Below are 21301 nucleotides of genomic sequence, written 5' to 3' on the forward strand. Positions count from 1 at the left end.
GCATCAGTCTGTCTTGCGCGGTTTCCCGGGCTCCGGGTCTTCATGACGCCGAGGTCCGTACCAGAGTTCCAGCCGTTCCCGATCGCGTGACACCCGCCTTGGTGCAAGCATGAAACCCAGCATGAAGCGGAGCTTCTCGCCGAGGGAGTAGGTCCGCATCTTGCGCGCCGAACTGCAGACCTGCTCGCGCAGGATCACTACCCGGCCGGCCCGCCGCAGGGCACGGCCGAAGCGGACATCCTCGGTCACGTACAGGCCCTCGTCGAAACCACCTACGGTGTCGAACGCCCGACGGGTGCAGAACAGGAAGCAGCCGGGAGTCACCCCGGCCAGGCGGAACAGCAGGATCGACACCGATTCGAAGATCCGCATGTGCAGCGGCAGCGGACGCATGAACCGCACGGCCACTCCACCGCCGGCCGCGCCGCGGTCCATGGCGGCCATCAGCGCGGTCACCACCTCGGGGTTGGCCAGGGTGTCTGCATCCACGAACAGCAGCCTTTCCCCGCGGGCAACGGCGGCGCCGGCATTGCGGGCGGCTGCAATCTGCCGCGCTTCCACCCGCAGCACGCGTGCACCGCGTGCCCGCGCGATCGCGCCGGTGCCGTCGCTTGAAGCATCATCCACCACGATGATCTCGACCCCGTCTCCGAGCCAGTCAGTGGACCGGGCAAGGGAGTCCAGCGTGGCGCCGATCAGCGGCGCCTCGTCATGGGCGGGAATGATGATGGAAAGCCGCACGCTGCCTCCCTTGCCGGTGGCCGCCCAGTGTGGCCCGGGCGGGTCGGCAATGGGTGAACGGGCGTGCGGTCGGCTGGCTCAGCCGCGGGGTTTGCCTCCGGGGCCGCGCTGGTGCGGAGGCTTGCCGTGAGGACGGGGGGCGAAGCCGCGCCGCGCCGGCTGACGCGCCTCGCTCTGGTCTTCCGCCGTGGCCCGGCGCATCTGCAGCTGCTGGCCGGCGACGCGGACGCGCTTGAGGTGATCCATGATTTCGCGCGGCATGCCTTCGGGAAGATCCACCAGGCTGTAGTCGTCACGGATGTCGATGCGGCCGATATAGCGGCTTTCCAGATCGGCTTCGTTGGCAATCGCGCCGACGATGTTGGCCGGCTTCACGCCGTGGGCGTGGCCCACCTCGAGGCGGAACGACTCCATGCCGACTTCAGCCGGTCGTGTACCGATTTCCCGTGGTCGAGGCGCGCGCGGTGGCCGGCTGTCACCGGAAGCCGGGGCGCTGGCCTGATAGTCCATCTGTCTGGGCGGCTTCGGCCGCTCGCGCGGCGGATCCAGCAGAAGGGGGGTATCGCCCTGCACCTGTTTGGCCAGGGCCGCGGCGATCTCGATCGCCGGCACGTCGTGCTCGCGCTCGTAGCGCTCGATCAGCTCGCGGAACTGGCCCAGATCGTCGGCCTGCAGCCCCGTGCCGATGCGGTCCATGAACTTTTCCACCCGACGCTCGTTGACCGCCTCGACGCTGGGCAGCTCCATCTGCTCGATCGGCTGGCGCGTGGCGCGCTCGATCGCGCGCAGCATCCCGCGCTCGCGCGGGGTGACGAACAGGATCGCCTCACCGCTGCGCCCGGCGCGGCCGGTGCGGCCGATCCGGTGCACGTAGCTTTCAGTGTCGTAGGGAATGTCGTAGTTGAGCACGTGGCTGATGCGGTCCACGTCCAGCCCGCGCGCGGCCACGTCGGTGGCCACCAGCACGTCAATACGCCCGTCCTTGAGCTGGGCGATGATGCGCTCGCGCTGCTTCTGTTCGATGTCGCCGTTGATCGCCGCGGCGGCCAATCCCCGGGCGGCGAGCTTTCCGGCCAGCTCTTCGGTGGCAACCTTGGTGCGGGCAAACACGATCATCCCGTCGAACGGTTCCGCCTCCAGGATCCGGGTCAGCGCATCGAGCTTGTGCACGCCGCTGACCATCCAGTAACGCTGGCGGATGTTGATGGCGGTGGAGGTGGTCGCCTTGATCGCGATCTCGACCGGATCCTTCAGGTAGGTCTGGGCGATGCGCCTGATCTGCTGCGGCATGGTGGCCGAAAACAGCGCCACCTGGCGATTGTCCGGGGTCTTCTTGAGCACCGTCTCCACATCGTCGATGAAGCCCATGCGCAGCATCTCATCGGCTTCGTCGAGCACCAGGCAGCGCAGCTCGGACAGGTCCAGGGTGCCGCGCTCCAGGTGGTCGATCACCCGTCCGGGAGTGCCCACGACCACGTGCACGCCGCGCCGCAGGGCGGCCAGCTGCGGACCGTAACCCTGGCCGCCGTACACCGGCAGCACCTGGAAGCCGGGCAGGTGGCGGGCATAGGTCTGGAAGGCTTCAGCCACCTGGATGGCAAGCTCCCGGGTGGGGGCCAGCACCAGTGCCTGCGGCTTCTTGGCCCGCGCATCCACCTGGGCCAGGATCGGCAGGGCGAATGCGGCGGTCTTGCCGGTACCGGTCTGGGCCTGGCCCAGCACGTCACGGCCTTCCAGCAGGGGCGGAATGGTGGCCGCCTGGATCGGGGAAGGGGACTCGTAGCCGACGTCCGTCAGGGCGCGCAGCAGCGGTTCGGGCAGCGAAAAATCGGAAAACAGGGGTTTTGGAGAATCAGCGCTCATCGGCGTCAGATGCATCGGCGCCGTTGGGGGCCGTTCGGGCCGCGCCTATTTTACGCTGGTTGCGGTGAACGGGAGGCGGGCTTTGCACTCGCAGGGCGATTGCGTCGCGACTGGTAGGCTTCACCGGATGCGAGAGCTGCGTTTCGACAATGTGTTTTTGCGTGAGCTGCCGGGCGATCCGGAGACCGGGCCGCGGCTGCGGCAGGTGCCTGGGGCCGCCTGGTCCCGGGTAGAGCCTACCCCGGTCCGGGCGCCGCGACTGCTGGCGCATTCGCGGGAAATGACGGCCGCGCTCGGATTATCCGATGCCGATGTGGCCAGCCCGGAATTTGCCGCGGTGTTTGCCGGCAACGCGCTGTTGCCCGGGATGGATCCGTTCGCCTCCAACTACGGTGGGCACCAGTTCGGCCACTGGGCCGGGCAGCTGGGCGATGGCCGGGCAATCACGCTGGGCGAAGCGATCACCGCGGCAGGCGCTCGATGGGAGCTACAGCTCAAGGGCGCCGGAAAGACGCCGTATTCGCGCATGGGTGACGGGCGTGCGGTGTTGCGTTCGTCCCTCCGGGAGTTTGTGTGCAGCGAGGCCATGCACCATCTGGGCGTACCGACCACGCGCGCGCTGAGCCTGGTGACCACGGGCGAGATGATCGAGCGCGACATGTTCTACGACGGCAATCCGCGCGACGAGCCGGGGGCGGTGGTGTGTCGGGCCGCACCTTCATTCCTGCGCTTCGGCAGCTTCGAACTGCCGTACTCGCGTGGCGAGACCGGACTGCTGCGACGGCTGGTGGACGTTTGCATCCGGCGCGACTTCCCGGAGCTGGAGGGCGAGGGGGAAGCGCTGTATGGGGAGTGGTTCACAACCGTATGCGAGCGCACCGCCATCCTCGTGGCCCACTGGATGCGCGTCGGCTTTGTGCATGGCGTGCTGAACACCGACAACATGTCGATCCTGGGGCTGACGATCGATTACGGCCCGTACGGCTGGGTCGAGGACTTCGATCCGGACTGGACCCCAAACACCACTGACGCCCGGGGCCGGCGCTACCGGTTCGGCTGGCAGCCCCGCATCGCCCACTGGAATCTGTCGCGCCTGGCCCAGGCGCTGTCGCCGTTGTTTGCAGGGGTGGCGCCGCTGCAGGCGGGCCTGGACCGCTATGCGGAAGCTTTCACCGCCGCGCACAGCAGGATGAATGCCCACAAGCTGGGATTTGCGGAGTGGCAGGGCGAGCAGGATGATCAGCTGCTCGCGGAGCTGCACGCGTTGATGGCGGAAGCAGAGGTCGACATGACCCTGTTTTTCCGCGCCCTGTCCTCGCTTGAGCCGGATGCGTGTTCCCTGCAAGGCCTGGAGCATGCGTTCTATGATCGCGGCAAGCTCGAGGCCAACCGGGTGGGGTTTGACGAGTGGCTGCAGCGCTATGCCGTCCGATTGGTCCTGGATCCGTTGTCACCCGATGAGCGCCGCCAGCGCATGGATGCGGCCAATCCCGTGTATGTGCCGCGCAACTGGCTGCTGCAGCAGGCCATTGACCGGGCGGAGCAGGGCGATGACAGCGGCGTCCATGAGCTGATGGAGGTGCTGCGGCGGCCGTCTGAGGTGCAGCCGGGCAGGGATGCATACGCCGTACGACGCCCGGAATGGGCGCGCGAGCGGGCGGGGTGTTCAATGCTTTCCTGCAGCTCCTGAGCCGCGCCGGTACTCAGGGAATTTCGAATCCGGACTCGTCGGCGGGGATCGACGCCTGTTCGAAGAACTCCGGTCCGATGATGGACACCACCTCGCCTTCGCACTCCGCCTCGCGCACGGTCCGGTTGCCTTGCTTCACCACTAGCCCGGCTTTTTCCCAGCCGCGTCCAATGCCGGTGTAGAGGGTGTGGGCCAGGCCGTCGCGTTCAAAACGCAGGAATGCGCCGCCGCCACCGGAATACATCAGGGTGCCCGAGCGGAAGACCTCCGCGGCGTGGACATCATCGGCGGGCCAGCCGGATTCGGCCTGGTCACCGGATTCCCGGTACTGCAGGTGTGTGTGATTGGCCGAACCGCATAGGGCGATGCCCGAATCCGCTCCGGTCGCGCAGCCGAACACCACCGTCTCGCCGGCGTTGCAGGCGGGCGGCGCTGCGGACGGCGCGGAGGCTGTGGGTGTGGCAGCTGCGGGTTCGGCAAGCTGCTGCGCCGGCGGTCCGGTCGTGGTGCCTGTGCATGCAGCCAACAGCAGGGCCATGGCGCAGGCGACGGCGGGCTTCACGCTGATCAGGCCAGGGCGGCCTGCGCGCGGGCGTAATAGGCCTGGCGGTCGGCCAGCCCGTTCGTCCCGCCGTTGATCAGGCGCGTGACCTGGACGAAGTCACCGGTGTTGGCAGTCTCGTTGATATCGCGGCTGGTCCAGTACCAGGCAGCGATGCGGGCGGCATTTTCCGGCTTTGCCGCCAGTCCCGGGTTGTTGACCAGGTCCAGGCCCAGCGCCTGGCCTGCCTGGCTGTAGTTGTAGCGCCCGGTCACCTGGATGTAGCCGCGACCCTTATAACGCACGCCATCGCCGGCCTGGGTGTTGCCCAGGTCCGAGCGGCCTTCGTAGGCAGCGCCGCTGGCGATTTCTTCCATGTAATGGAATCCGCCGCTCTCGTGGGCCAGCTGGGCGATGAACATGGCCTGCTGCTGCGGGGTATTGATGTTGGCCTCGGCCATTGCCACGTTCAGGCTTTGCGCGATGGCCGGGGCCTGGTCGGCGCTGAGCGTGGGCACGATCTGCATGAGCTGGGCCGCACTTACGCCGTTCGCGGCACCAGCGGCGGTGCCGTTGAGTTCAAGCTGGGCCGGCGTGTGGTTGGAAGCAAGCGTGGTCTGGCCCGATGGCGCAGGAGCACTGTCCGCGGTCGGAAGCTGGATCTGCTCCCCGGGATAGATAAGGTCGGGATTCAGGATCTGCGGGTTCGCCTGGATGAGCTGCTGCAGCGGGATCCCGTATTGCACCGCGAGTGCCGACAGCATGTCGCCGTACTGCACCGTGTGGGTGCGGGCGCCGGCGTCATTCGCCAGCTGGGCCGGCGTGTGATTGATGGGAGAGACGGCCATGTTCATGCTGGTGCTCCTGTCCTGGGAGCCTCCGCTCATGCCGGAGGATGGGTGTCCAGGGGCAATGAGACCAGAGACGGCCGTGAAGCACAGCTAGGGAAAGCCCTAGAGAAGCCTTAATATGTACGGATGTCCTTGATTACTCTTGAAGGCGTCGACGTCAGCGTCGGCGGTCCGCTGCTGCTTGAAAAGGTTGGCCTGTCGATTTCCGCAGGCGAGCGAATCGCCCTGATCGGGCGCAATGGTGCCGGTAAATCCACCCTGCTGCGGGTGCTGTCGGGCGAGCTGCTGCCCGACGACGGCAAGGTGCGCGTGCAGGACGGGGCGCGCGTGGCCCGGCTCGAGCAGGAGGTGCCCGGAGATGCCGGCGGCAGCGTGTTCGACGTTGTTGCAGACGGCCTGGGCGAGCTGGGCGGCGTGCTTGCCGAGTTCTACCGTCTGGCCCATGCCGATCCCGTCGATACCGATGCGCTCGCCGTCGTGCAAGCGCGGATCGAGGCTGCCGGCGCCTGGAGCCTGGACCAGCGCGTGGCAGCCACCCTGGAGCGCATGGGGCTGGATGGGGACGCACAATTCGCGCGCCTGTCGGGCGGCCTCAAGCGCCGCGTCCTGCTGGCCCGGGCGCTGGTCTCTGACCCGGAGGTGCTGCTGCTCGACGAGCCGACCAACCACCTGGACATCGCCGCCATCCATTGGCTCGAGGAGTTCCTGCGCAACTGGTCCGGCTCGCTGGTATTCATTACCCATGACCGGCGCTTCCTGCGCGCGCTGGCGACCCGCATCCTCGAGATCGATCGCGGCCAGGTGACTGATTGGCCCGGGGACTGGGACAACTACCTGCGCAGGCGCGAAGAGCGGCTGCACGCCGAAGCGCAGCAGGCAGCACGCTTCGACAAATTCCTCGCCCAGGAAGAAGTCTGGATCCGCCAGGGGATCAAGGCCCGGCGCACCCGTGACGAAGGCCGGGTGCGGCGGCTGGAGGCGATGCGGAACGAGCGCGCCGCCCGCCGCGAGCAATCGGGCAACGTGCGGATGCAGGCGGCCCAGGGCGAGGCTTCGGGCAAGAAGGTCGTGGAACTCAAGAACGTGCACTTCGCCCACGGCGAGCGTCCCCTGGTGCATGACTTTTCCACCACCATCATGCGCGGCGACCGGATTGGCCTGATCGGCCCCAACGGGAGCGGCAAGACCACCTTGCTGCGTCTGCTGCTGGGCGAGCTGGAGCCGCAGCGCGGCAGCGTGCACATCGGCACCCGCCTGCAGGTGGCCTATTTCGACCAGTACCGGGCCACCCTGCGCGAGGACTGGAACGCCCTGGAAAACGTGGCTGAAGGCCGCGAGTTCGTCGAGGTCAACGGCGCCCGCAAGCATGCGATCGGCTATCTGCAGGATTTCCTGTTCACGCCCGAGCGCGCCCGGGCGCCCATCACCCGCCTGTCGGGCGGCGAGCGCAACCGCCTGCTGCTGGCCAAGCTCTTTGCCCAGCCGTCCAACCTGCTGGTGCTCGACGAACCCACCAACGACCTCGACGTGGAGACGCTGGAACTGCTGGAGGAGCTGCTGGCCGATTACGCCGGGACCATGCTTCTGGTCAGCCACGACCGCGACTTCCTGGACAACGTGGTCACCTCGATCCTGGCGATGGAAGGCGACGGCCAGGTTGGTGAGTTCGTGGGCGGCTACAGCGACTGGCTGGGCCAGGGGGATACTTCGTGGTTGCGCTGGCAGCCTTCAGCGGGGCGTGCCGCGCAGAAGGCACCCGCAGAGCAGGCACCTGCCAGTGCGGCGCTATCGCCTGCACCGCAGCCACGCAGGCAACTCAGCTATCGAGACGCCCGGGAACTGGAACAGCTGCCCGCCCGGGTCGAAGCGCTGGAAAAACAGGTCGCGACGCTGACCGCGGCGATGTCGGATCCGGAATTCTTCCGCCAGGACAGCGACGCGATCACCGCCCACAACGAGGCTGTGGCAGCCGCGCAGGCCGAGCTCGATGAAGCCTATGCCCGCTGGGAAGCGCTGGAGAGCGCCGTCTCAGACTGAGCCGGGTCCGGCTCAGTCAGCGCCCAGCCACGCGCCGCAACCCTGGTACTCCTGGCCGCCAACGGTCAGGCTGACTGCAGCACGGAATTGCTCGCCGCTCATCGGGTCGCTGCAATCGCGCTCCTCGACGGCCAGGCTCACCGGAGTGCCGTCTGCCGCCTGCCCGGTGTAGCCATCCGGGGTGGCCTCCAGGCCGGTGGCTTCCAGCAGCCGCTGGCCATAGTCCAGGTGTGCAGTAAGTGCGGGCTCGCCATCAAGGCCGTCGCTGACTTCCACCAGCCAGCCCGGCTCCTGGCCAACGGCGCGCAGGCGCACGCCCTTGTCCTCGGCAACATCCCAGGGGGAACTGCGGTCGGCGCGGACACAGCTGCGCTGTTGCTGGCCGGTCAGCGTCAGCTGGGCCTCGTCCAGGCCGCGGGCCCAGAATTCATTGCCGGCCTCATCGGCGTAGCGTGCGCCGGAGGCCGCTGTCACATTGGCCAGATCCAGGCGCTGGCCCGACCAGGACATGCGTACGTTCTGGCCGGACTCATCAAAGGTGGCACCCACGACCAGGTCACCGCACTGGAAGTTGAGCCGCTCACCGGGCGTGACGCCGGCGATTGGCGCGGTGGCTGCTTCAGGCGCTGAGGTGTCTTGCACGGGGGCCTGTGGCTGGCAGGCGCCCAGCGCCAATGCAAGCGCGGCAGGTGCCAACAGTCGGTGGAAGGGGGCGTGACCTGGCATGGCCATGGGACAACACTCCTTTGTTTTTCGATTGACTGCGCGAGAGGGCGCGCCAATCCAGCATAGACCCAATCTCCCGGCACTGCCGCAGGGCCGGGAGTGCCGCTGCCCGCTGGCTCAGGGCGCCCAGTCGGCCCGATACACCGGATACAGGCCCAGGCGTTCGTCCCAGGCGCTGTGGCGGCGGTAGAAATAATCCAGCCGCGCGCGCGGGCTGTCGGCGAACGCCGGGTCATCGCGCAGCTGCTGTTCAAACGCCTCACGCAGGGCAGGATCGGCGGCGAGCATCTGCTGTGCGATCTCCTCGGCCACGTAGGCTTCCATGTATTCCTTGCGCTCGAAATGGTTGTTGAACCGTCCCCAGGCGGCGTGGGAATCGGCGGCCTGTGGCTCCAGCAGCGCCATCACCAGGCGCGCGCCGGGCTGGGCAATGGGCACGAACAGGCTGCCGGCGGGCACATCACGCGACTCGGGCTGCCACTGGCCCTGCAGGGTCAGGCGCTGGCGGCCTTCCATGGAACCGGGCGACTGTGTCCAGCTGTCTGCGCGGAACGTTTCCAGCCGCGCCTGGGGCATTGCCTCCTCCAGCTCGGTGAAGTCCAGTCCGTGCAGCTTCAAGTGCTCGCTCACCCAGCCGGCGTGGGCAGCGGGAACCACGTAGCCGCCGCGCGGTGCATCCACGGTGCGGGCGGGCACGAGTTCGTCGCGCAGCGGTACCCGCCAGACCTGCGGCGTGGTTTCGTCGTAGCGGGTGGCCAGCGCTCCGGATATTTCGGAGCGCTCGCGGGTCCAGGCATAGCCGCGGAAATCAATGAGCCGCGCCGTTCCAGTGGCCTCGTACTCCAGCGGCACCGGCTGGCCTCCCAACGCCGCCGCGCGTGCGTCGGCGGCATGGGCTGCCAACAGCCAGTCCTGCCCATTCCGGGCGACGTGTTCGAGTACCGAAACGATGAGGTTGCGGGTCAGCTCCACACGCACCGGATACTCCTTCCACGAGTGCGTTTCCACCAGCATCGAGAAGCGATTTCGCAGCCAGAAATAGCCGGTTGAAAAGCGTGGCGGATAGACGTTGGCGACGAAGCCCGAGGCGGGATTGTCGTACTCGGCCAGTGAAGGATAGAACGGCAGCGGCAGCGACCCCCGGGCGGCCAGGTCATCGATGACGCCGTCGCGGAACATGCGGCCGATGTCGCGCAAGGCGTCGTTACCGGCGTGGAGCGGTTCCACCTGGATCGCGATGTCATGTTCGAACTGCGCGCCGTTGGTGGCGTGCAGGTCCACCTGCACCAGCGGGTCCCAAGCCTGGATCAGGCGCAGCATGGCCTGCATCTCCGGCGAGTCGGCCTTGGCGTAATCGCGGTTGAGGTTGAGGTTCTGCGCCGTGGCGCGCCAGCCCGATTCGCGCGGTCCGCGCTGGTTGGGGCGATTCCAGGCTTCAAAGCGCTCGTGGCCGTCGACGTTGAACACCGGAATGAACAGCAGGACAAGGTTGTCCAGGCTGCCGGATGCCGCTTCGTTGGCCAGCACTTGGCGCAGGGCCAGGAAACCGGCGTCCTTGCCGTCGGCTTCGCCGGGATGGATCCCGCCCTGGATGAGCACCACCGGCAGGCCGCGCTCACGGGCCTGGCGGGGATCGAGCGCGCCGGTGCGGGTCACCGCCAGCGCCTTCATCGGGCGACCCTCCGGACTGGTGCCGTAATCGAAGCAGCGCACCGTGTCCGGATGGGTGGCGGCGAATGCCCCGCACAGGGAAATGACTTCGTCGTAGCGCCCGGTTTCAACGTAGCCGGAGCGCTCGGCGTGGGTGGTCAGCGGGGCGGGCTGCGGGCTGGTGAAAGCCGGTGCGGAGCCGAGGGAAACCAGCAGGGCAAGACAGGCCACAAATGGGCGCTTTGGGCGCTTTGAGTTGGACATCAGCGTAGGAGCAGGAAACGGGGATGGGCAATGATGCCTGCTTCGTGCCGGCCCCACAGCAGCCAGCGCGACGCTGGTGCCTTCCGGCCCCGTACTTGGGGGCTGTACTTGCGGCCCTGTACTTGTGGACATGTTCCAATGCACGATCCCTGCTCGCGCAGGAGCGCGGCAGCTGCAGGCAACCCAATGGAATCGATCGTCACCTACATCATCATCGGCGTCACCGCCCTCGTCTCATGGCGGGCCTTCAGTGACCACAAGCTGCTTGCGCGGCTGATCCTGTGGCCGCCGGCGATCACGCGCAACAACCAGTACGAGCGCCTGGTGACGCACGGCTTCATCCATGCCGACTGGATGCACCTGCTGTTCAACATGTTCACCCTGTTGTTCTTCGGCAGGGCGATGGAGATGTTTTTCTCCATGCGGATCGGGCCGTTGGGTTACCTGGTCTTTTACCTGTCGGCAATCGTGGTGGCGATCATGCCCACCTATCTCAAGCACCAGAAGGACGCCAGCTATCGCAGTCTGGGAGCCTCGGGCGCGGTGTCGGCGGTGCTGTTCGCGTTCATCCTGCTGGAGCCGTGGAGCCGGATCTACATCATGCCGATCCCGATCGGCATCCCGGCTTTCGTGTTCGGTGGGTTTTATATCGGTTACAGCATCTGGATGGATCGCCAGGGCGGTGGCAACGTGAACCATAGCGCCCATCTGTGGGGCGCCGCCTACGGCATGCTGTTTACGGTGATGCTGGAGCCGCAGGTGGCAACCAGCTTTGTGAGCCGCTTGTTCAATCCCTGACCGCAGGGGCCGGACCAGGATGAAGGCATGGGCCGCAGCCGGTGATCACGGCGTCTGCAGAATGGCTGTGTTATTGCAGAAGGTGCCTGCACGCAGGCCCTGAATCAGAAGCCATTGGAGGAATGATGCAGATCACCCGTGCGAAAGCGGTCGCCCTGCTCAACAAAGGGGAAATGCAGCTCTACGACGACAGTCGCCATAATCCGGTCCGCAAGTTCAGCGTCAGCCAGCTGGACAGCCGGATCACCCGCGCACGCAGCATCCGGGATCGTGCCCGGGACCTGGTCCGCAGACAGAAACTGGCCTCGCGCGAGAACACCGGCAGCAAGCGCGGCACCAGCGGAGCGGCTAACCAGCGCAGCGCGGACAAGGTGGAAATCCTCGCCGACATCCTCAAGCGCTTCGAGACGCAGCTGCCCCAGGCAAAGAAGGACGCCCGCGCGTCAGGGAAGGACACCGCCACGTCCACCCGAAAGGCCGTGAAGAAAGCCACGAAGACGGCCGCAAAGTCCCCGGCCAGGACAGTGGCAAAGAAGGCGGTCCCCCAAGTCGCCAAAAAGACCGCCGCCCGCAAGACGGCCAGCAAGGCTGCCCGGAAGGATGCTGGCGCGACGGGAAAAAAGGTCACTGCCAAGCAGGCACTGCGCAGTACCCGCAAGGTGCTTGAGGCAAAACAGGAGGCGGCGCGCCAGCCCAAACCCTGGCAGGAGGCGGGCAGCCATGCGGGTCAGGTGGCGTCGGACGGCTACCAGAGCGGCGCTGCGGCAAGTCGGGCCGGGGATCTCCACGCAGCCGAAGCCCGTATCCCGGCGATCCACGGCAGTATCGGGACCCGCGGGCGGATCACCCAGGGAAAGCGCGACAGCCACGATTCCGGGGAGTGATCGGGTCGCCGGGAGGGCCCCGGATGGGGCCCGCGGGGCATGCGGCGGTGCAGCACATCCTGTTCACACTTTCGCGAAAAAGTAGGGTATTGTGCGCTCACTGTTCACAGCCGGGATCACGGTACATCGTGGCTCCGATGCGGTAGATCTAGAAGTTATACGGTTGGCTCCGGCCAGTCGGGACGATCCGCTCCATCGCTTTCGCGTTACCCCTTGCTAGACAGTCGCGGCACCGCATGTAGCGGGCCGTGTATACATCAACAAACTGTAGTACCAAGGAGTAGCAACATGTCAGAGCGTCAGAGCGGCACCGTCAAGTGGTTCAACGATGCCAAGGGCTTCGGCTTCATCACCCCGGAAAACGGCCAGGACGTTTTCGTCCACTTCCGTTCGATCCAGGGCACCGGCTTCAAGTCGCTGCAGGAAGGCCAGCAGGTGACCTTCAAGGTCGTGCAGGGCCAGAAGGGCCTGCAGGCTGACGAAGTCGAGCCGGTTTGATTCCAGCTTAACTGCGTATCCCTGAAAACCCGGCTTCGGCCGGGTTTTCTTTTGCCTGCAATCCGCGCGGCGGGCTGAAGCTGCATCGTGCCATCACATGGGCAGTCCTATCCTGCCTGCTGAGGACGTATAGGCAACAAAGGGGAGGGCACTGATGAAGACGGGATGCTGGCCGCCGCATTTGGCCATAGCGCTGGCCATGACGCTGGTGCTTGCAGGTTGCGGACGTGATGAAGCGGAGCGGGCGCCTGCCGGTGCTGTCGTGGACGTCCGCGACGGGCGGGAATCTGCCCAGGCCGCAGAGCTTCCTGCATCGCCACCCGCGCTTGAAGATGTGATGGAGCGTGATCCCCGTTACCTGGTGGGGATCAGCTTTCCCCCCGAGGCCCGCCGCTATCGGGCGCTGGCCGCGGAACTCGCCGCGTTCGCGGATGCGGCGCGTGCCGACCTGGACGAGGCGGTCGCCAGCCTGGGCGAAGGCCGCCCGACGGCGCCGTATGACCTGGTGCTTGATTTCTCCCTGCTGGCGGAGACCGCCGACGTGGTTGCAGTGGCGGCTGACGGCAGCAGCTATACCGGCGGTGCCCATGGAAACCCGCTGGTCGCGCGTTTTGTCTGGCTGCCCCGGCAGGAGCGGATGTTGACCGCCAGGGAGCTGATGGCCAATGCCAGCGGCTGGGGAACGGTTTCCGACTATGTGCGCGAACAGTTGCATGCGCAGATGCTCCAGCGCATGGACGCGGAGGTTCTCGAGCCGGATGAGCGCCGCCAGATGCTGGGCTCCTCGACCCGGATGATCGACGAGGGTTCCGCTCCCGATCCGGAGAACTTCGCCAACTTCGAGCCGATGCTGGACGCACGTGGTGGTATCCAGGCATTGCGCTTCGTGTTTCCGCCGTACCAGGTCGGCCCCTATTCGGACGGAGTACAGACGGTGGTCGTGCCGGCCGAGGTCCTGCTTCCGCACGTGGCCGAACCCTGGCAGGAATTGTTCGCCCACGGCTAGGCTTTCCGCGACGCGCTAGTATCGGGACGACCGATTTTCCTGGACACAGCTCGTTGAGGGGGTGGAGATGGGAGACGACGATCGTTACCGGCAGCGCATCGAGGCGTTGCTGGCGGATGCCGACGTGCGCCTGGGGGATGGGCGCGAGTGGGATCTTCAGGTCCATGACCCACGCTTCCATGCGCGGGTGCTGGGGTCAGGCTCGATGGGTCTGGGCGAGTCCTATATGGACGGCTGGTGGGATACCCGCTCGCTGGATGAAATGCTGCTGAGATTGATACAGGCTGGCCTGGGCAATCGGGTGTATGGCGCCGCCGAGGTGGCGGACGGCGTGGCGGCGTGGCTCACCAACCGCCAGCGCGGACGCCGCAGCTATGAAGTGGGGAAGCGCCACTACGATCTCGGCAATGACCTCTACCAGGCCATGCTCGGGTCACGCATGGTGTACAGCGCCGGCTATTGGCGGAATGCCGACACCCTGGACGCCGCCCAGGAGGCCAAGCTCGACCTGTGTTGCCGCAAGCTGGGGCTGAAGCCCGGCATGCGACTGCTGGATATCGGCTGTGGCTGGGGCGAGATGCTCAAGTTCGCCGCCGAACGCTACGGTGTGACCGCGGTGGGAGTGACCATTTCCCGGGAGCAGGCCGAGTACGCGCGAAAGCTGTGCGAGGGCCTTCCCGTGGAGATCAGGCTGCAGGACTACCGCAGCCTCGATGAGCGCTTTGACCGGATCGTGTCGATCGGCATGTACGAGCACGTGGGGGTGCGCAACTACCGCACGTTCTTCCGCGTGGCCCGGCGCAATCTGGTGGAAGACGGGCTGTTACTGCTGCACACGATTGGCAGCAATGTGTCGCGCAACCGGACCGATCCGTGGATCGCCAAGTATATTTTTCCCAACTCGATGGTGCCCTCCGCGGCGCAGACGACCCGCGCGCTGGAACGCAGGTTCGTGATTGAGGACTGGCACAACTTCGGCGCCGATTACGATCGCACCCTGCAGGCCTGGCGGGACAATATCGAAGCCGCCTGGGAGCGTCTGCCGGAGCGTTATGACGAGCGCTTCCGGCGCATGTGGCGGTTCTACCTCGCGGGTTCGATGGCCTGCTTCCGCGCCCGCCGGCTCAACCTGTGGCAGATCGTGCTGTCGCCCCAGGGGGTGCCCGGCGGATACATCGCGCCGCGGTGAGAGCGCCAGCGTGCTTGATCAGCCGCGGTAGGCCGCTGCGGCGTTCCGCAGCGTCGCGCCCAGCTCCCCGGAAAGCCGCAGCGTGGCCAATGCATCGGCCCGGGTGGTGCCCCGGTTGAGGATCGCCAGGGGCTTGCCGGCCTCGTGGGCCAGCCGCGCAAAACGGAAGCCGGAATACACCATCAGCGAGGAGCCAACCACGAGCATGGCCTGGGCCTGCTGGAGTGCATCCAGTGCGCGACCAAGCCGTTCGCGGGGGACGTTCTCGCCGAAGAACACCACGTCCGGCTTGAGCAGGCCACCGCAGATGCTGCACAGGGGCGGGTGGTAGGTAGCTTCGGCTCCGGCCGCGATGTCCGCATCACCGTCGGGGGCATACGCGGCGGGGCCGGGGTCCCAGCCCGGATTGGCGGCTTCCATATCTGCCTGCAGGGCATTGCGATCGCTGCGCGCTCCACAGCTGAGGCACACCACGCTGTCGAGGTTGCCGTGCAGGTCGATGACCTCAGGACTTCCGGCCCGCTGATGCAGGCCATCGACGTTCTGGGTCACAAGGGTGTGGACGACGCCGGCTTGGCCAAGCGTTGCAAGCGCATGGTGGGCGAGGTTCGGCTTTGCCAGTCCGAATTTCGGCCAGCCGACGTGGCTGCGTGCCCAGTAGCGGCGATATACGGCTGGGTCGCCGGTGAACGCTTGCCAGGTGACTGGGGCAGGGCGCTTCCATTGCCCGCTCTCATCGCGGTAGTCGGGGATGCCCGACCCGGTGCTGCAGCCGGCGCCCGTGAGCACGAATACTTTTTCGTGCTGTGCGAGCCATTGGGCGAGTTGCGCTGATTCGGCTTCTGTCTGGGCGGGGAGTCTAGAAGTGATGGCCATTGGCCAATGCTAACGCCGGGCAAGCCGCGTTGGGCAGGCTCGATCCACTCAGGCTTTACGGGCGACGAAAAGGTGACTGGTACTGCGCGGGTGGCCTGGTGCCGATGCCCTTGCATGCGAATGTCCCCCGGCGGGGCCCATCAGGTCACGCCGTAACCCGGCGAAGGAACCATCTCCCTGCACTCAATCCAAGCCCAGCGCAAATAAAAAAACCGCCCGGATCACTCCGGGCGGTTCGTGTCACGCAAAGCAGCTTGGATCAGTTCGCCGGATCAACCAGACCGCGACGCTCCAGCAGCGGCTGGATGTCAGGCTCGGCACCGGAGAATGCGTGGAACAGATCCAGCGCCGGCTTGCTTCCGCCCTGCGATAGCAGGGTGGCGCGGAAGCGGTCGCCGTTCTCGCGGGTCAGACCGCCATTTTCCTCGATCCAGTTCACGGTGTTGGCGTCCAGCACCTCGGACCAGATGTAGGCGTAGTAGCCCGCCGAGTAACCGCCCATGATGTGGCTGAAGTAGGGCAGCTTGTAGCGCGGCGGCACGGCAGCGAAGTCGATGCCGTCGGCAGCCAGTGCGGCAGCTTCGAACTCGACCACCTCGTCCGCAGACGGAATGTCGTCCGTGGCCGCCTGGTGCAGGCGCTGGTCGAGCATGGCGGCGCCCAGGTACTCGGTGGTGGCGAAGCCCTGGTTGAACTTGGCGGTCGCGACCACCTTGTCCAGCAGCTCCTGCGGCATCGACTCGCCGGTCTCGTGATGCTTGGCGTAATTGGCCAGGATCGACGGCCAGTCAGCCCACATCTCGTTCACCTGCGACGGGAACTCCACGAAGTCGCGCGGAACCGCGGTGCCGCTGAAGTACGGGTACTCCACGTCCGAGAACATGCCGTGCAGCGCGTGGCCGAACTCGTGGAACATGGTGGTCACTTCGTCCCAGGTCAGCAGGGTCGGCTCACCGCCCGCCGGCTTGGTGATGTTCTGGTGGTTGGCCACCACCGGCTTGGTGGCCATCATGTGCGACTGCGACACGTAGGAGTTCATCCACGCTCCGCCGCGCTTGGAAGCACGCGCATACGGGTCGAAGATGAAGATCGCCAGCTGCGAACCATCCTTGTCGAACACGTCGTAGATCCAAGTGTCCGGGTGGTACTTCGGCAGGTCGGTGCGTTCCTTGAAGGTGATGCCGTACAGCTCGGTGGCAGCGTAGAGCACGCCGTTCTCGAGCACGTTCATCATTTCCAGGTAGGGCTTGAGCTGCGACTCGTCGAAGTCGTACTCGGCCTGGCGCACCTTCTCGGTGTAGTAGGCCCAGTCCCACGGCTCGAGCTGGAAGCTCGGCTCGCCCTTGGCGGCCTGCTCCTGGTCGATCATGGCCTGCAGCTTGTCGGCCTCGCGCTTGGCGTTGGCAACCGCGGCGGGGGCCAGCTGGCCGAGCATCTCGTTGACGGCTTCCGGCGTGCCGGCGGTGGAGTCGGCGAGCACGTAGCTGGCGTGACTGTCGAAGCCGAGCATCTTGGCGCGCTCGTCACGCAGGTTGACCACGCGGGAGATGATTTCGCGGTTGTCCCACTCGTTGCCACGGGCACCGCGGATCACGGAGGCCTCGTGGATGCGCTGGCGCAGCTCGCGGTTGACCAGCTGCGGCAGCGGCGGCTGGCCGGTGGTGTTGAGCAGGGTGATGACGTACTTGCCTTCGTGGCCGCGCTCGGTGGCGGCGTCGGCGGCGGCGGTGATCTGGGCTTCGGTCAGGCCTTCCAGCTCTTCGCGGGTGTCGACGATGACTGCGGAGTCATTGACCTCGGCCAGCACGTTCTGGCTGAACTGCGTGCCCAGGTTGGCGGCTTCGGCGTTGATTTCCTTCATCCGCGCCTTCTGCTCTTCCGACAGGGCGGCACCGGAGCGGACGAAGCTGGTGTGGTAACGCTCGATCAGGCGCACGCCCTCGGCGTCCAGGCCCAGCGAATCGCGCTGGTTGTACAGCGTGTCGATGCGCTCGAACAGGGTCGGGTTGAGCGAGATCGCGTCGCTGTGTGCGGCGAACTTGGCCGAATAGTCGGCCTGCAGCTTGCGGCGGGTGTCGTTGGTGTCGGTGCCGACCAGGTTGTAGAACACGCGCAGGGCGCGGCTCAGGGTCTCGCCCGAGCGCTCCATCGCCAGGATGGTGTTCTCGAAGGTGGGTTCTTCGGAATTGTTGGCGATCGCGTCGATCTCGGCCAGGGCTTCGGCCATGCCGGCCTCGAATGCCGGGGCGAAGTGCTCGTCCTTGATCTGGTCAAAGGCCGGGAACTGCAGGGGCAGCTCGCTCGGCGCGGCGAAAGGATTGTCCTGGGTGAAGGGCATGACCTGCTCGCTGGTCTCGCCGACTTCGCCGGCAGCGGGACTGTCGGTGCTGCAGGCGCTGACGCCCATTCCGAGTGCGGCGGCAAGCGCCAGGGTAAGGCCGGTCTTCTTCATGTGCTGCGGATCCTGCTCGTTGACAAGCCCTTGATTTTACCGCAGACGCCGCACTGCTGCCCCGTGACCTATGGCACGGGCATTTTGAGGCCTTCGGAAAGGGTCAGCGAACGATGGTGACCGGGATCTCGGTCTGGGCGATGACCTTGCTCGACACCGATCCAAGCAGGATGCCCTTGACCGCACCGCGGCCGTGCGAACCGACCACGATCAGGTCCACGCGGTCTTTCTTCGCCACCTTGAGGATGGTTTCGGCAATCTCGCCGATCTCGGCGCGCTCGGTGAGTTCCAGCTTCGCTCGCGACAGCGAACGGCGGGCGTCCTTGAGCATCGACTCCAGGGTTTCCTCCTGCATCTGCCGGACCGCCTGGCTGCCAAGGCGGGTTTCCACGCCCGGGAAGGGCGGCGGATCCACGGCCATCAGGGTCACCCGTGCGGGCTTGGCCAGTTCGCGGTTGAGGGCAACCACGAACCTCACCGCGCGCATGCTGATGTCGCTGCCGTCAACGGCAACCAGGATCTTCATTGAGGGAACCCCTAAGGCAGTGGCGCATCGCCGGATGCCGCGGATTATAGCGGCCGGCGGTCGCGGCGCAGCTTACTTTTCCACGAAAGCGCGCTCGAACACATACTCGCCCGGCGTACCAATGCGCGGAGCCGGAGTGAAGCCGCGCGCGTCCAGCAGGCTGCGCACATCGGCCAGCACCTGCGGGCTGCCGCAGATCATCGCCCGGTCATGCTTCGGGTCCAGCGCGTCGAGGCCGAGGATCTCCATCATCCGGCCGCTGTCCATGTGCGCGGTCAGGCGACCACGGTGGTCGTGTCCGTCGAGCTGGAATTCTTCCCGGGTCACTGCCGGGAAATAAAGCAGCTTCTCGCCGATCACCTCGCCGAGAAGTTCGTGGCGGGGCAGCTCGTTGCGGATGTATTCGGAGTAGGCCAGGTCAACGGCATGGCGCGCGCCGTGGCAGAGGATCACGCGCTCGAAGCGCTCGTAGGTCTCCGGATCCTTGATCACCGACAGATATGGAGCCAGGCCCGTGCCGGTGCCGATCAGGTACAGGTTGCGGCCGGGATGCAGATCGTGGATCAGCAGGGTGCCGGTGGGCTTGCGGCTGATCACGATCTCATCGCCGGGCTCGATGTCCTTGAGCCTGGAAGTCAGCGGGCCGTCCGCCACCTTGATGCTGAAGAACTCCAGTTGCTCTTCCCAGTTCGCGCTGGCGATGGAGTAGGCGCGCATGAGCGGCTTGGCGCCTTCTTCCTGGCGTAGGCCGAGCATGACGAACTGACCGTTATCGAAGCGGAAGCCATCGTCGCGGGTGGTGGTGAAGCTGAAGTAGTCGTCGGTCCAGTGGCGGACGTCCAGCACGGTCTCGGTGCCGAAAGCGGAACTCATGCTCGTTCTGTTTATAGCGCGTGGGGGCCTCTATTCTACCTGTTCATCCCGTCCCGAGCCTTGCGCCACCCTGTCCCAATCGTGGAACAGCGTGGCCACAGCGGCTCAGCGTGGGGCACTTTCCTCACGGGGGCGTGGCTTGCGGTCGCTGGCCAAGGTCCGCACCACGATCGCCAGCCCGATCCCCGCGGCCACCGTAAATAGCGCCAAGGCGATGGCGGGATAGCCGAACAGACGCGGTCCACCATCCACGCCCATCATCAGCGCGGCCCCGACGATCAACGCGGCCGTCACCAGGCCGGCGGTGATGCGATTGGCGATCTTGTGCAGGCTTTCCAGCAGGTGCGATTCCTCCAGCCCGGCAACCCGCACCTGCATGCGGTTGTCGGCAAGCAGCGAGAGCACATCGCCGATCTTGCGCGGCGCCTCGCGCACCAGCGCCTGCAGTTCCATGGCCTCGCTGGCGAGGTTGGCGGGCGAGAAGGATTTGCGCAGGCGCGCGCTCATCACGCTTTGCAGGTGGCTTTCCACCACCTGCTTCACGTCGAGGTCCGGGTCCAGCGCCTTGGCGACCTGCTCCAGATGCAGCAGGGCCTTGCCCAGCAGGCTCAGCTCCGGCTGGGTGCGCAGCCCGCAGGCCGTGGACAGGCGCACCAGATCCAGCACCAGTCTGCCCTCCGACATGGACGATGCCTGCGAACCGGCCGCATAGCGGGCCACCAGCTGGGACACCTCGCGCACGTAGCGCGGCTCGTCGAAGTCCTCCAGGCGGGTGCCCATGGCGATGGCCTCGGCGGCCGCTTCCTCGCCGCGACCATCCACGGCGGCGAACAGCAGTTTCAGCAGCCGGTCGCGCTGGCGCGGCGGCACGTGCGCCACCATGCCCAGGTCGAACAGGGCCAGGCGGCCGTCGTCGGTCACCAGCAGGTTGCCGGGGTGCGGGTCGGCATGGATTTCACCGTGCACGAAGACCTGGTCCAGGTAGGCGCGCATCAGCACCGCGGCCAGCGCACCCAGGTCCTGCTCGGTGCGGCGCAGCCCGGAAATATCGGTGGCTTTGGTTCCGCGCACCAGCTCCATGGTCAGCAGGCGGGGGCGGGTGAGGTCCCAGACCGGCTTGGGCACGAACACTTCCGGATACTTCTCGAAGTGGGTGTCGAAGCGGTCGAGGTTCTGCGCCTCCACCCGATAGTCCAGTTCCGCGAACAGCGCGCGGCGGAATTCGCCCACCCAGTCGGCGAGGTGCAGGCGGCGGCCCAGATCGGTCATCTTGTCGACGCGCTCGGCCAGGCCGGCCAGCAGGGCGAGGTCCTCGCGGATGAGCTTTTCGATGTTGGGCCGCTGCACCTTCAGCGCCACCTCACGGCCGTCGCGCAGCGTGGCCCGGTGCACCTGGGCCAGGGAGGCGCAGCCCAGCGGGGTCTCGTCGATGCTGCCGAACACGCGCTCCGGACGCATGCCCAGTTCCTGCTCGATCACTTCATGGATGGCCTGCCAGGATTCGGGAGCCACGTCGTCCTGCATCCGCTCCAGGGCCGCCAGGTATTCGGGCGGCACCATGTCCGGGCGCGTGGACAACCACTGGCCGATCTTGACAAAGGTCGGCCCCAGCGCCTCCAGGTCGTTGACGAACTGCTCCGGGCGGTCGTCGGAAGAGTCTTTCGGCAGTTCCATTTCAAGCGCGGACTCGTCCATCTCGAAGGAGAACACGCCGGCATTGCGGTACTTGAGCAGGAAACCAAGGATCTGGGCCTTGCGGGCAATGCCGCCTGCAGGTGGGTGCGATTCCGGATTCACTTGGCTGGACATTCCGTTGACTCCCCATTGGACGATCAT

18 protein-coding genes are annotated in these 21301 nt (G+C 66.3%); 7 read left to right on the forward strand and 11 right to left on the reverse strand.

What is annotated here, in order from left to right:
* Window positions 1-3: 3 nt before the first annotated feature.
* Together ACW7G2_RS01240 and ACW7G2_RS01245 are read right to left on the reverse strand one after the other, a co-directional pair.
* A complete protein-coding gene (locus ACW7G2_RS01240; protein WP_456971897.1) occupies window positions 4-741 on the reverse strand; it encodes a glycosyltransferase in 738 nt (245 codons plus the stop codon).
* 78 nt (window positions 742-819) lie between these two features.
* Complete coding sequence (locus ACW7G2_RS01245) at window positions 820-2604, reverse strand: DEAD/DEAH box helicase (protein WP_456971899.1); 1785 nt, start codon at window positions 2602-2604, stop codon at window positions 820-822.
* Window positions 2605-2731: 127 nt separating this feature from the next.
* Between ACW7G2_RS01245 and ACW7G2_RS01250 the strand changes: the two genes are divergently transcribed.
* On the forward strand, window positions 2732-4294 hold the full coding sequence (locus ACW7G2_RS01250; protein WP_456971901.1) for a protein adenylyltransferase SelO: 1563 nt from the start codon (window positions 2732-2734) through the stop codon (window positions 4292-4294).
* Between the two features lie 13 nt (window positions 4295-4307).
* Here ACW7G2_RS01250 and ACW7G2_RS01255 read toward each other — a convergent pair whose 3' ends face one another.
* Both ACW7G2_RS01255 and ACW7G2_RS01260 read right to left on the reverse strand, forming a co-directional pair.
* Window positions 4308-4856 (reverse strand): hypothetical protein, encoded by a 549-nt coding sequence (locus tag ACW7G2_RS01255; protein ID WP_456971903.1) that lies wholly within the window; start codon window positions 4854-4856, stop codon window positions 4308-4310.
* Between the two features lie 5 nt (window positions 4857-4861).
* Entirely contained in the window at window positions 4862-5689 is an 828-nt protein-coding gene (locus ACW7G2_RS01260) for a glycoside hydrolase family 19 protein (RefSeq protein ID WP_456971905.1), read from the reverse strand.
* A 123-nt stretch (window positions 5690-5812) separates the two neighbouring features.
* Between ACW7G2_RS01260 and ACW7G2_RS01265 the strand changes: the two genes are divergently transcribed.
* Window positions 5813-7723 carry an ATP-binding cassette domain-containing protein gene (locus ACW7G2_RS01265; RefSeq protein WP_456971907.1) on the forward strand — a complete coding sequence of 637 codons (1911 nt, stop codon included), beginning with the start codon at window positions 5813-5815 and terminating at the stop codon, window positions 7721-7723.
* A gap of 12 nt (window positions 7724-7735) precedes the next feature.
* Here ACW7G2_RS01265 and ACW7G2_RS01270 read toward each other — a convergent pair whose 3' ends face one another.
* Both ACW7G2_RS01270 and ACW7G2_RS01275 read right to left on the reverse strand, forming a co-directional pair.
* On the reverse strand, window positions 7736-8455 hold the full coding sequence (locus ACW7G2_RS01270) for an MliC family protein (RefSeq protein WP_456971909.1): 720 nt from the start codon (window positions 8453-8455) through the stop codon (window positions 7736-7738).
* Between the two features lie 111 nt (window positions 8456-8566).
* On the reverse strand, window positions 8567-10363 hold the full coding sequence (locus ACW7G2_RS01275; protein ID WP_456971911.1) for a M14 family metallopeptidase: 1797 nt from the start codon (window positions 10361-10363) through the stop codon (window positions 8567-8569).
* Between the two features lie 186 nt (window positions 10364-10549).
* Between ACW7G2_RS01275 and ACW7G2_RS01280 the strand changes: the two genes are divergently transcribed.
* The 5 genes from ACW7G2_RS01280 (at window position 10550) to cfa (ending at window position 14738) form a co-directional block, all read left to right on the forward strand.
* Window positions 10550-11161 (forward strand): rhomboid family intramembrane serine protease, encoded by a 612-nt coding sequence (locus tag ACW7G2_RS01280; protein ID WP_456971913.1) that lies wholly within the window; start codon window positions 10550-10552, stop codon window positions 11159-11161.
* 122 nt (window positions 11162-11283) lie between these two features.
* Window positions 11284-12045: a hypothetical protein gene (locus ACW7G2_RS01285; RefSeq protein WP_456971915.1), complete on the forward strand. Its 762-nt coding sequence runs from the start codon at window positions 11284-11286 to the stop codon at window positions 12043-12045.
* Between the two features lie 288 nt (window positions 12046-12333).
* Window positions 12334-12543, forward strand: coding sequence for a cold-shock protein (locus ACW7G2_RS01290; protein WP_343258790.1), 210 nt, complete (start codon window positions 12334-12336; stop codon window positions 12541-12543).
* A gap of 154 nt (window positions 12544-12697) precedes the next feature.
* Entirely contained in the window at window positions 12698-13549 is an 852-nt protein-coding gene (locus ACW7G2_RS01295) for a DUF3298 domain-containing protein (RefSeq protein WP_456971918.1), read from the forward strand.
* Between the two features lie 67 nt (window positions 13550-13616).
* Entirely contained in the window at window positions 13617-14738 is a 1122-nt protein-coding gene (gene cfa, locus ACW7G2_RS01300) for a cyclopropane fatty acyl phospholipid synthase (RefSeq protein WP_456971920.1), read from the forward strand.
* Window positions 14739-14756: 18 nt separating this feature from the next.
* Here the strand turns inward: cfa and ACW7G2_RS01305 are convergent, their stop codons facing one another.
* From ACW7G2_RS01305 to ACW7G2_RS01325, 5 genes are all read right to left on the reverse strand, one after another.
* Window positions 14757-15614: an NAD-dependent protein deacetylase gene (locus tag ACW7G2_RS01305; RefSeq protein ID WP_456971922.1), complete on the reverse strand. Its 858-nt coding sequence runs from the start codon at window positions 15612-15614 to the stop codon at window positions 14757-14759.
* A gap of 259 nt (window positions 15615-15873) precedes the next feature.
* Window positions 15874-18066 (reverse strand): M3 family metallopeptidase, encoded by a 2193-nt coding sequence (locus ACW7G2_RS01310; protein WP_456971924.1) that lies wholly within the window; start codon window positions 18064-18066, stop codon window positions 15874-15876.
* Window positions 18067-18169: 103 nt separating this feature from the next.
* Entirely contained in the window at window positions 18170-18592 is a 423-nt protein-coding gene (locus ACW7G2_RS01315; protein WP_456971926.1) for a universal stress protein, read from the reverse strand.
* A gap of 72 nt (window positions 18593-18664) precedes the next feature.
* Entirely contained in the window at window positions 18665-19465 is an 801-nt protein-coding gene (locus ACW7G2_RS01320) for a ferredoxin--NADP reductase (protein ID WP_456971928.1), read from the reverse strand.
* Between the two features lie 105 nt (window positions 19466-19570).
* Complete coding sequence (locus ACW7G2_RS01325) at window positions 19571-21274, reverse strand: ABC1 kinase family protein (RefSeq protein ID WP_456971930.1); 1704 nt, start codon at window positions 21272-21274, stop codon at window positions 19571-19573.
* Between the last annotated feature and the right edge of the window lie 27 nt (window positions 21275-21301).

The sequence above is a fragment of the Luteimonas sp. A277 genome (assembly GCF_054052045.1).

Coding starts and splice junctions, on each gene's coding strand:
- ACW7G2_RS01250 (WP_456971901.1), top strand. CDS start 2,732: ATGCGAGAGCTGCGTTTCGACAATGTGTTTTTGCGTGAGCTGCCGGGC.
- ACW7G2_RS01285 (WP_456971915.1), top strand. CDS start 11,284: ATGATGCAGATCACCCGTGCGAAAGCGGTCGCCCTGCTCAACAAAGGG.
- ACW7G2_RS01325 (WP_456971930.1), bottom strand. CDS start 21,274: ATGTCCAGCCAAGTGAATCCGGAATCGCACCCACCTGCAGGCGGCATT.
- ACW7G2_RS01245 (WP_456971899.1), bottom strand. CDS start 2,604: ATGAGCGCTGATTCTCCAAAACCCCTGTTTTCCGATTTTTCGCTGCCC.
- ACW7G2_RS01315 (WP_456971926.1), bottom strand. CDS start 18,592: ATGAAGATCCTGGTTGCCGTTGACGGCAGCGACATCAGCATGCGCGCG.
- ACW7G2_RS01290 (WP_343258790.1), top strand. CDS start 12,334: ATGTCAGAGCGTCAGAGCGGCACCGTCAAGTGGTTCAACGATGCCAAG.
- ACW7G2_RS01295 (WP_456971918.1), top strand. CDS start 12,698: ATGAAGACGGGATGCTGGCCGCCGCATTTGGCCATAGCGCTGGCCATG.
- ACW7G2_RS01275 (WP_456971911.1), bottom strand. CDS start 10,363: ATGTCCAACTCAAAGCGCCCAAAGCGCCCATTTGTGGCCTGTCTTGCC.
- ACW7G2_RS01265 (WP_456971907.1), top strand. CDS start 5,813: ATGTCCTTGATTACTCTTGAAGGCGTCGACGTCAGCGTCGGCGGTCCG.
- ACW7G2_RS01280 (WP_456971913.1), top strand. CDS start 10,550: ATGGAATCGATCGTCACCTACATCATCATCGGCGTCACCGCCCTCGTC.
- cfa (WP_456971920.1), top strand. CDS start 13,617: ATGGGAGACGACGATCGTTACCGGCAGCGCATCGAGGCGTTGCTGGCG.
- ACW7G2_RS01320 (WP_456971928.1), bottom strand. CDS start 19,465: ATGAGTTCCGCTTTCGGCACCGAGACCGTGCTGGACGTCCGCCACTGG.
- ACW7G2_RS01270 (WP_456971909.1), bottom strand. CDS start 8,455: ATGGCCATGCCAGGTCACGCCCCCTTCCACCGACTGTTGGCACCTGCC.
- ACW7G2_RS01260 (WP_456971905.1), bottom strand. CDS start 5,689: ATGAACATGGCCGTCTCTCCCATCAATCACACGCCGGCCCAGCTGGCG.
- ACW7G2_RS01310 (WP_456971924.1), bottom strand. CDS start 18,066: ATGAAGAAGACCGGCCTTACCCTGGCGCTTGCCGCCGCACTCGGAATG.
- ACW7G2_RS01305 (WP_456971922.1), bottom strand. CDS start 15,614: ATGGCCATCACTTCTAGACTCCCCGCCCAGACAGAAGCCGAATCAGCG.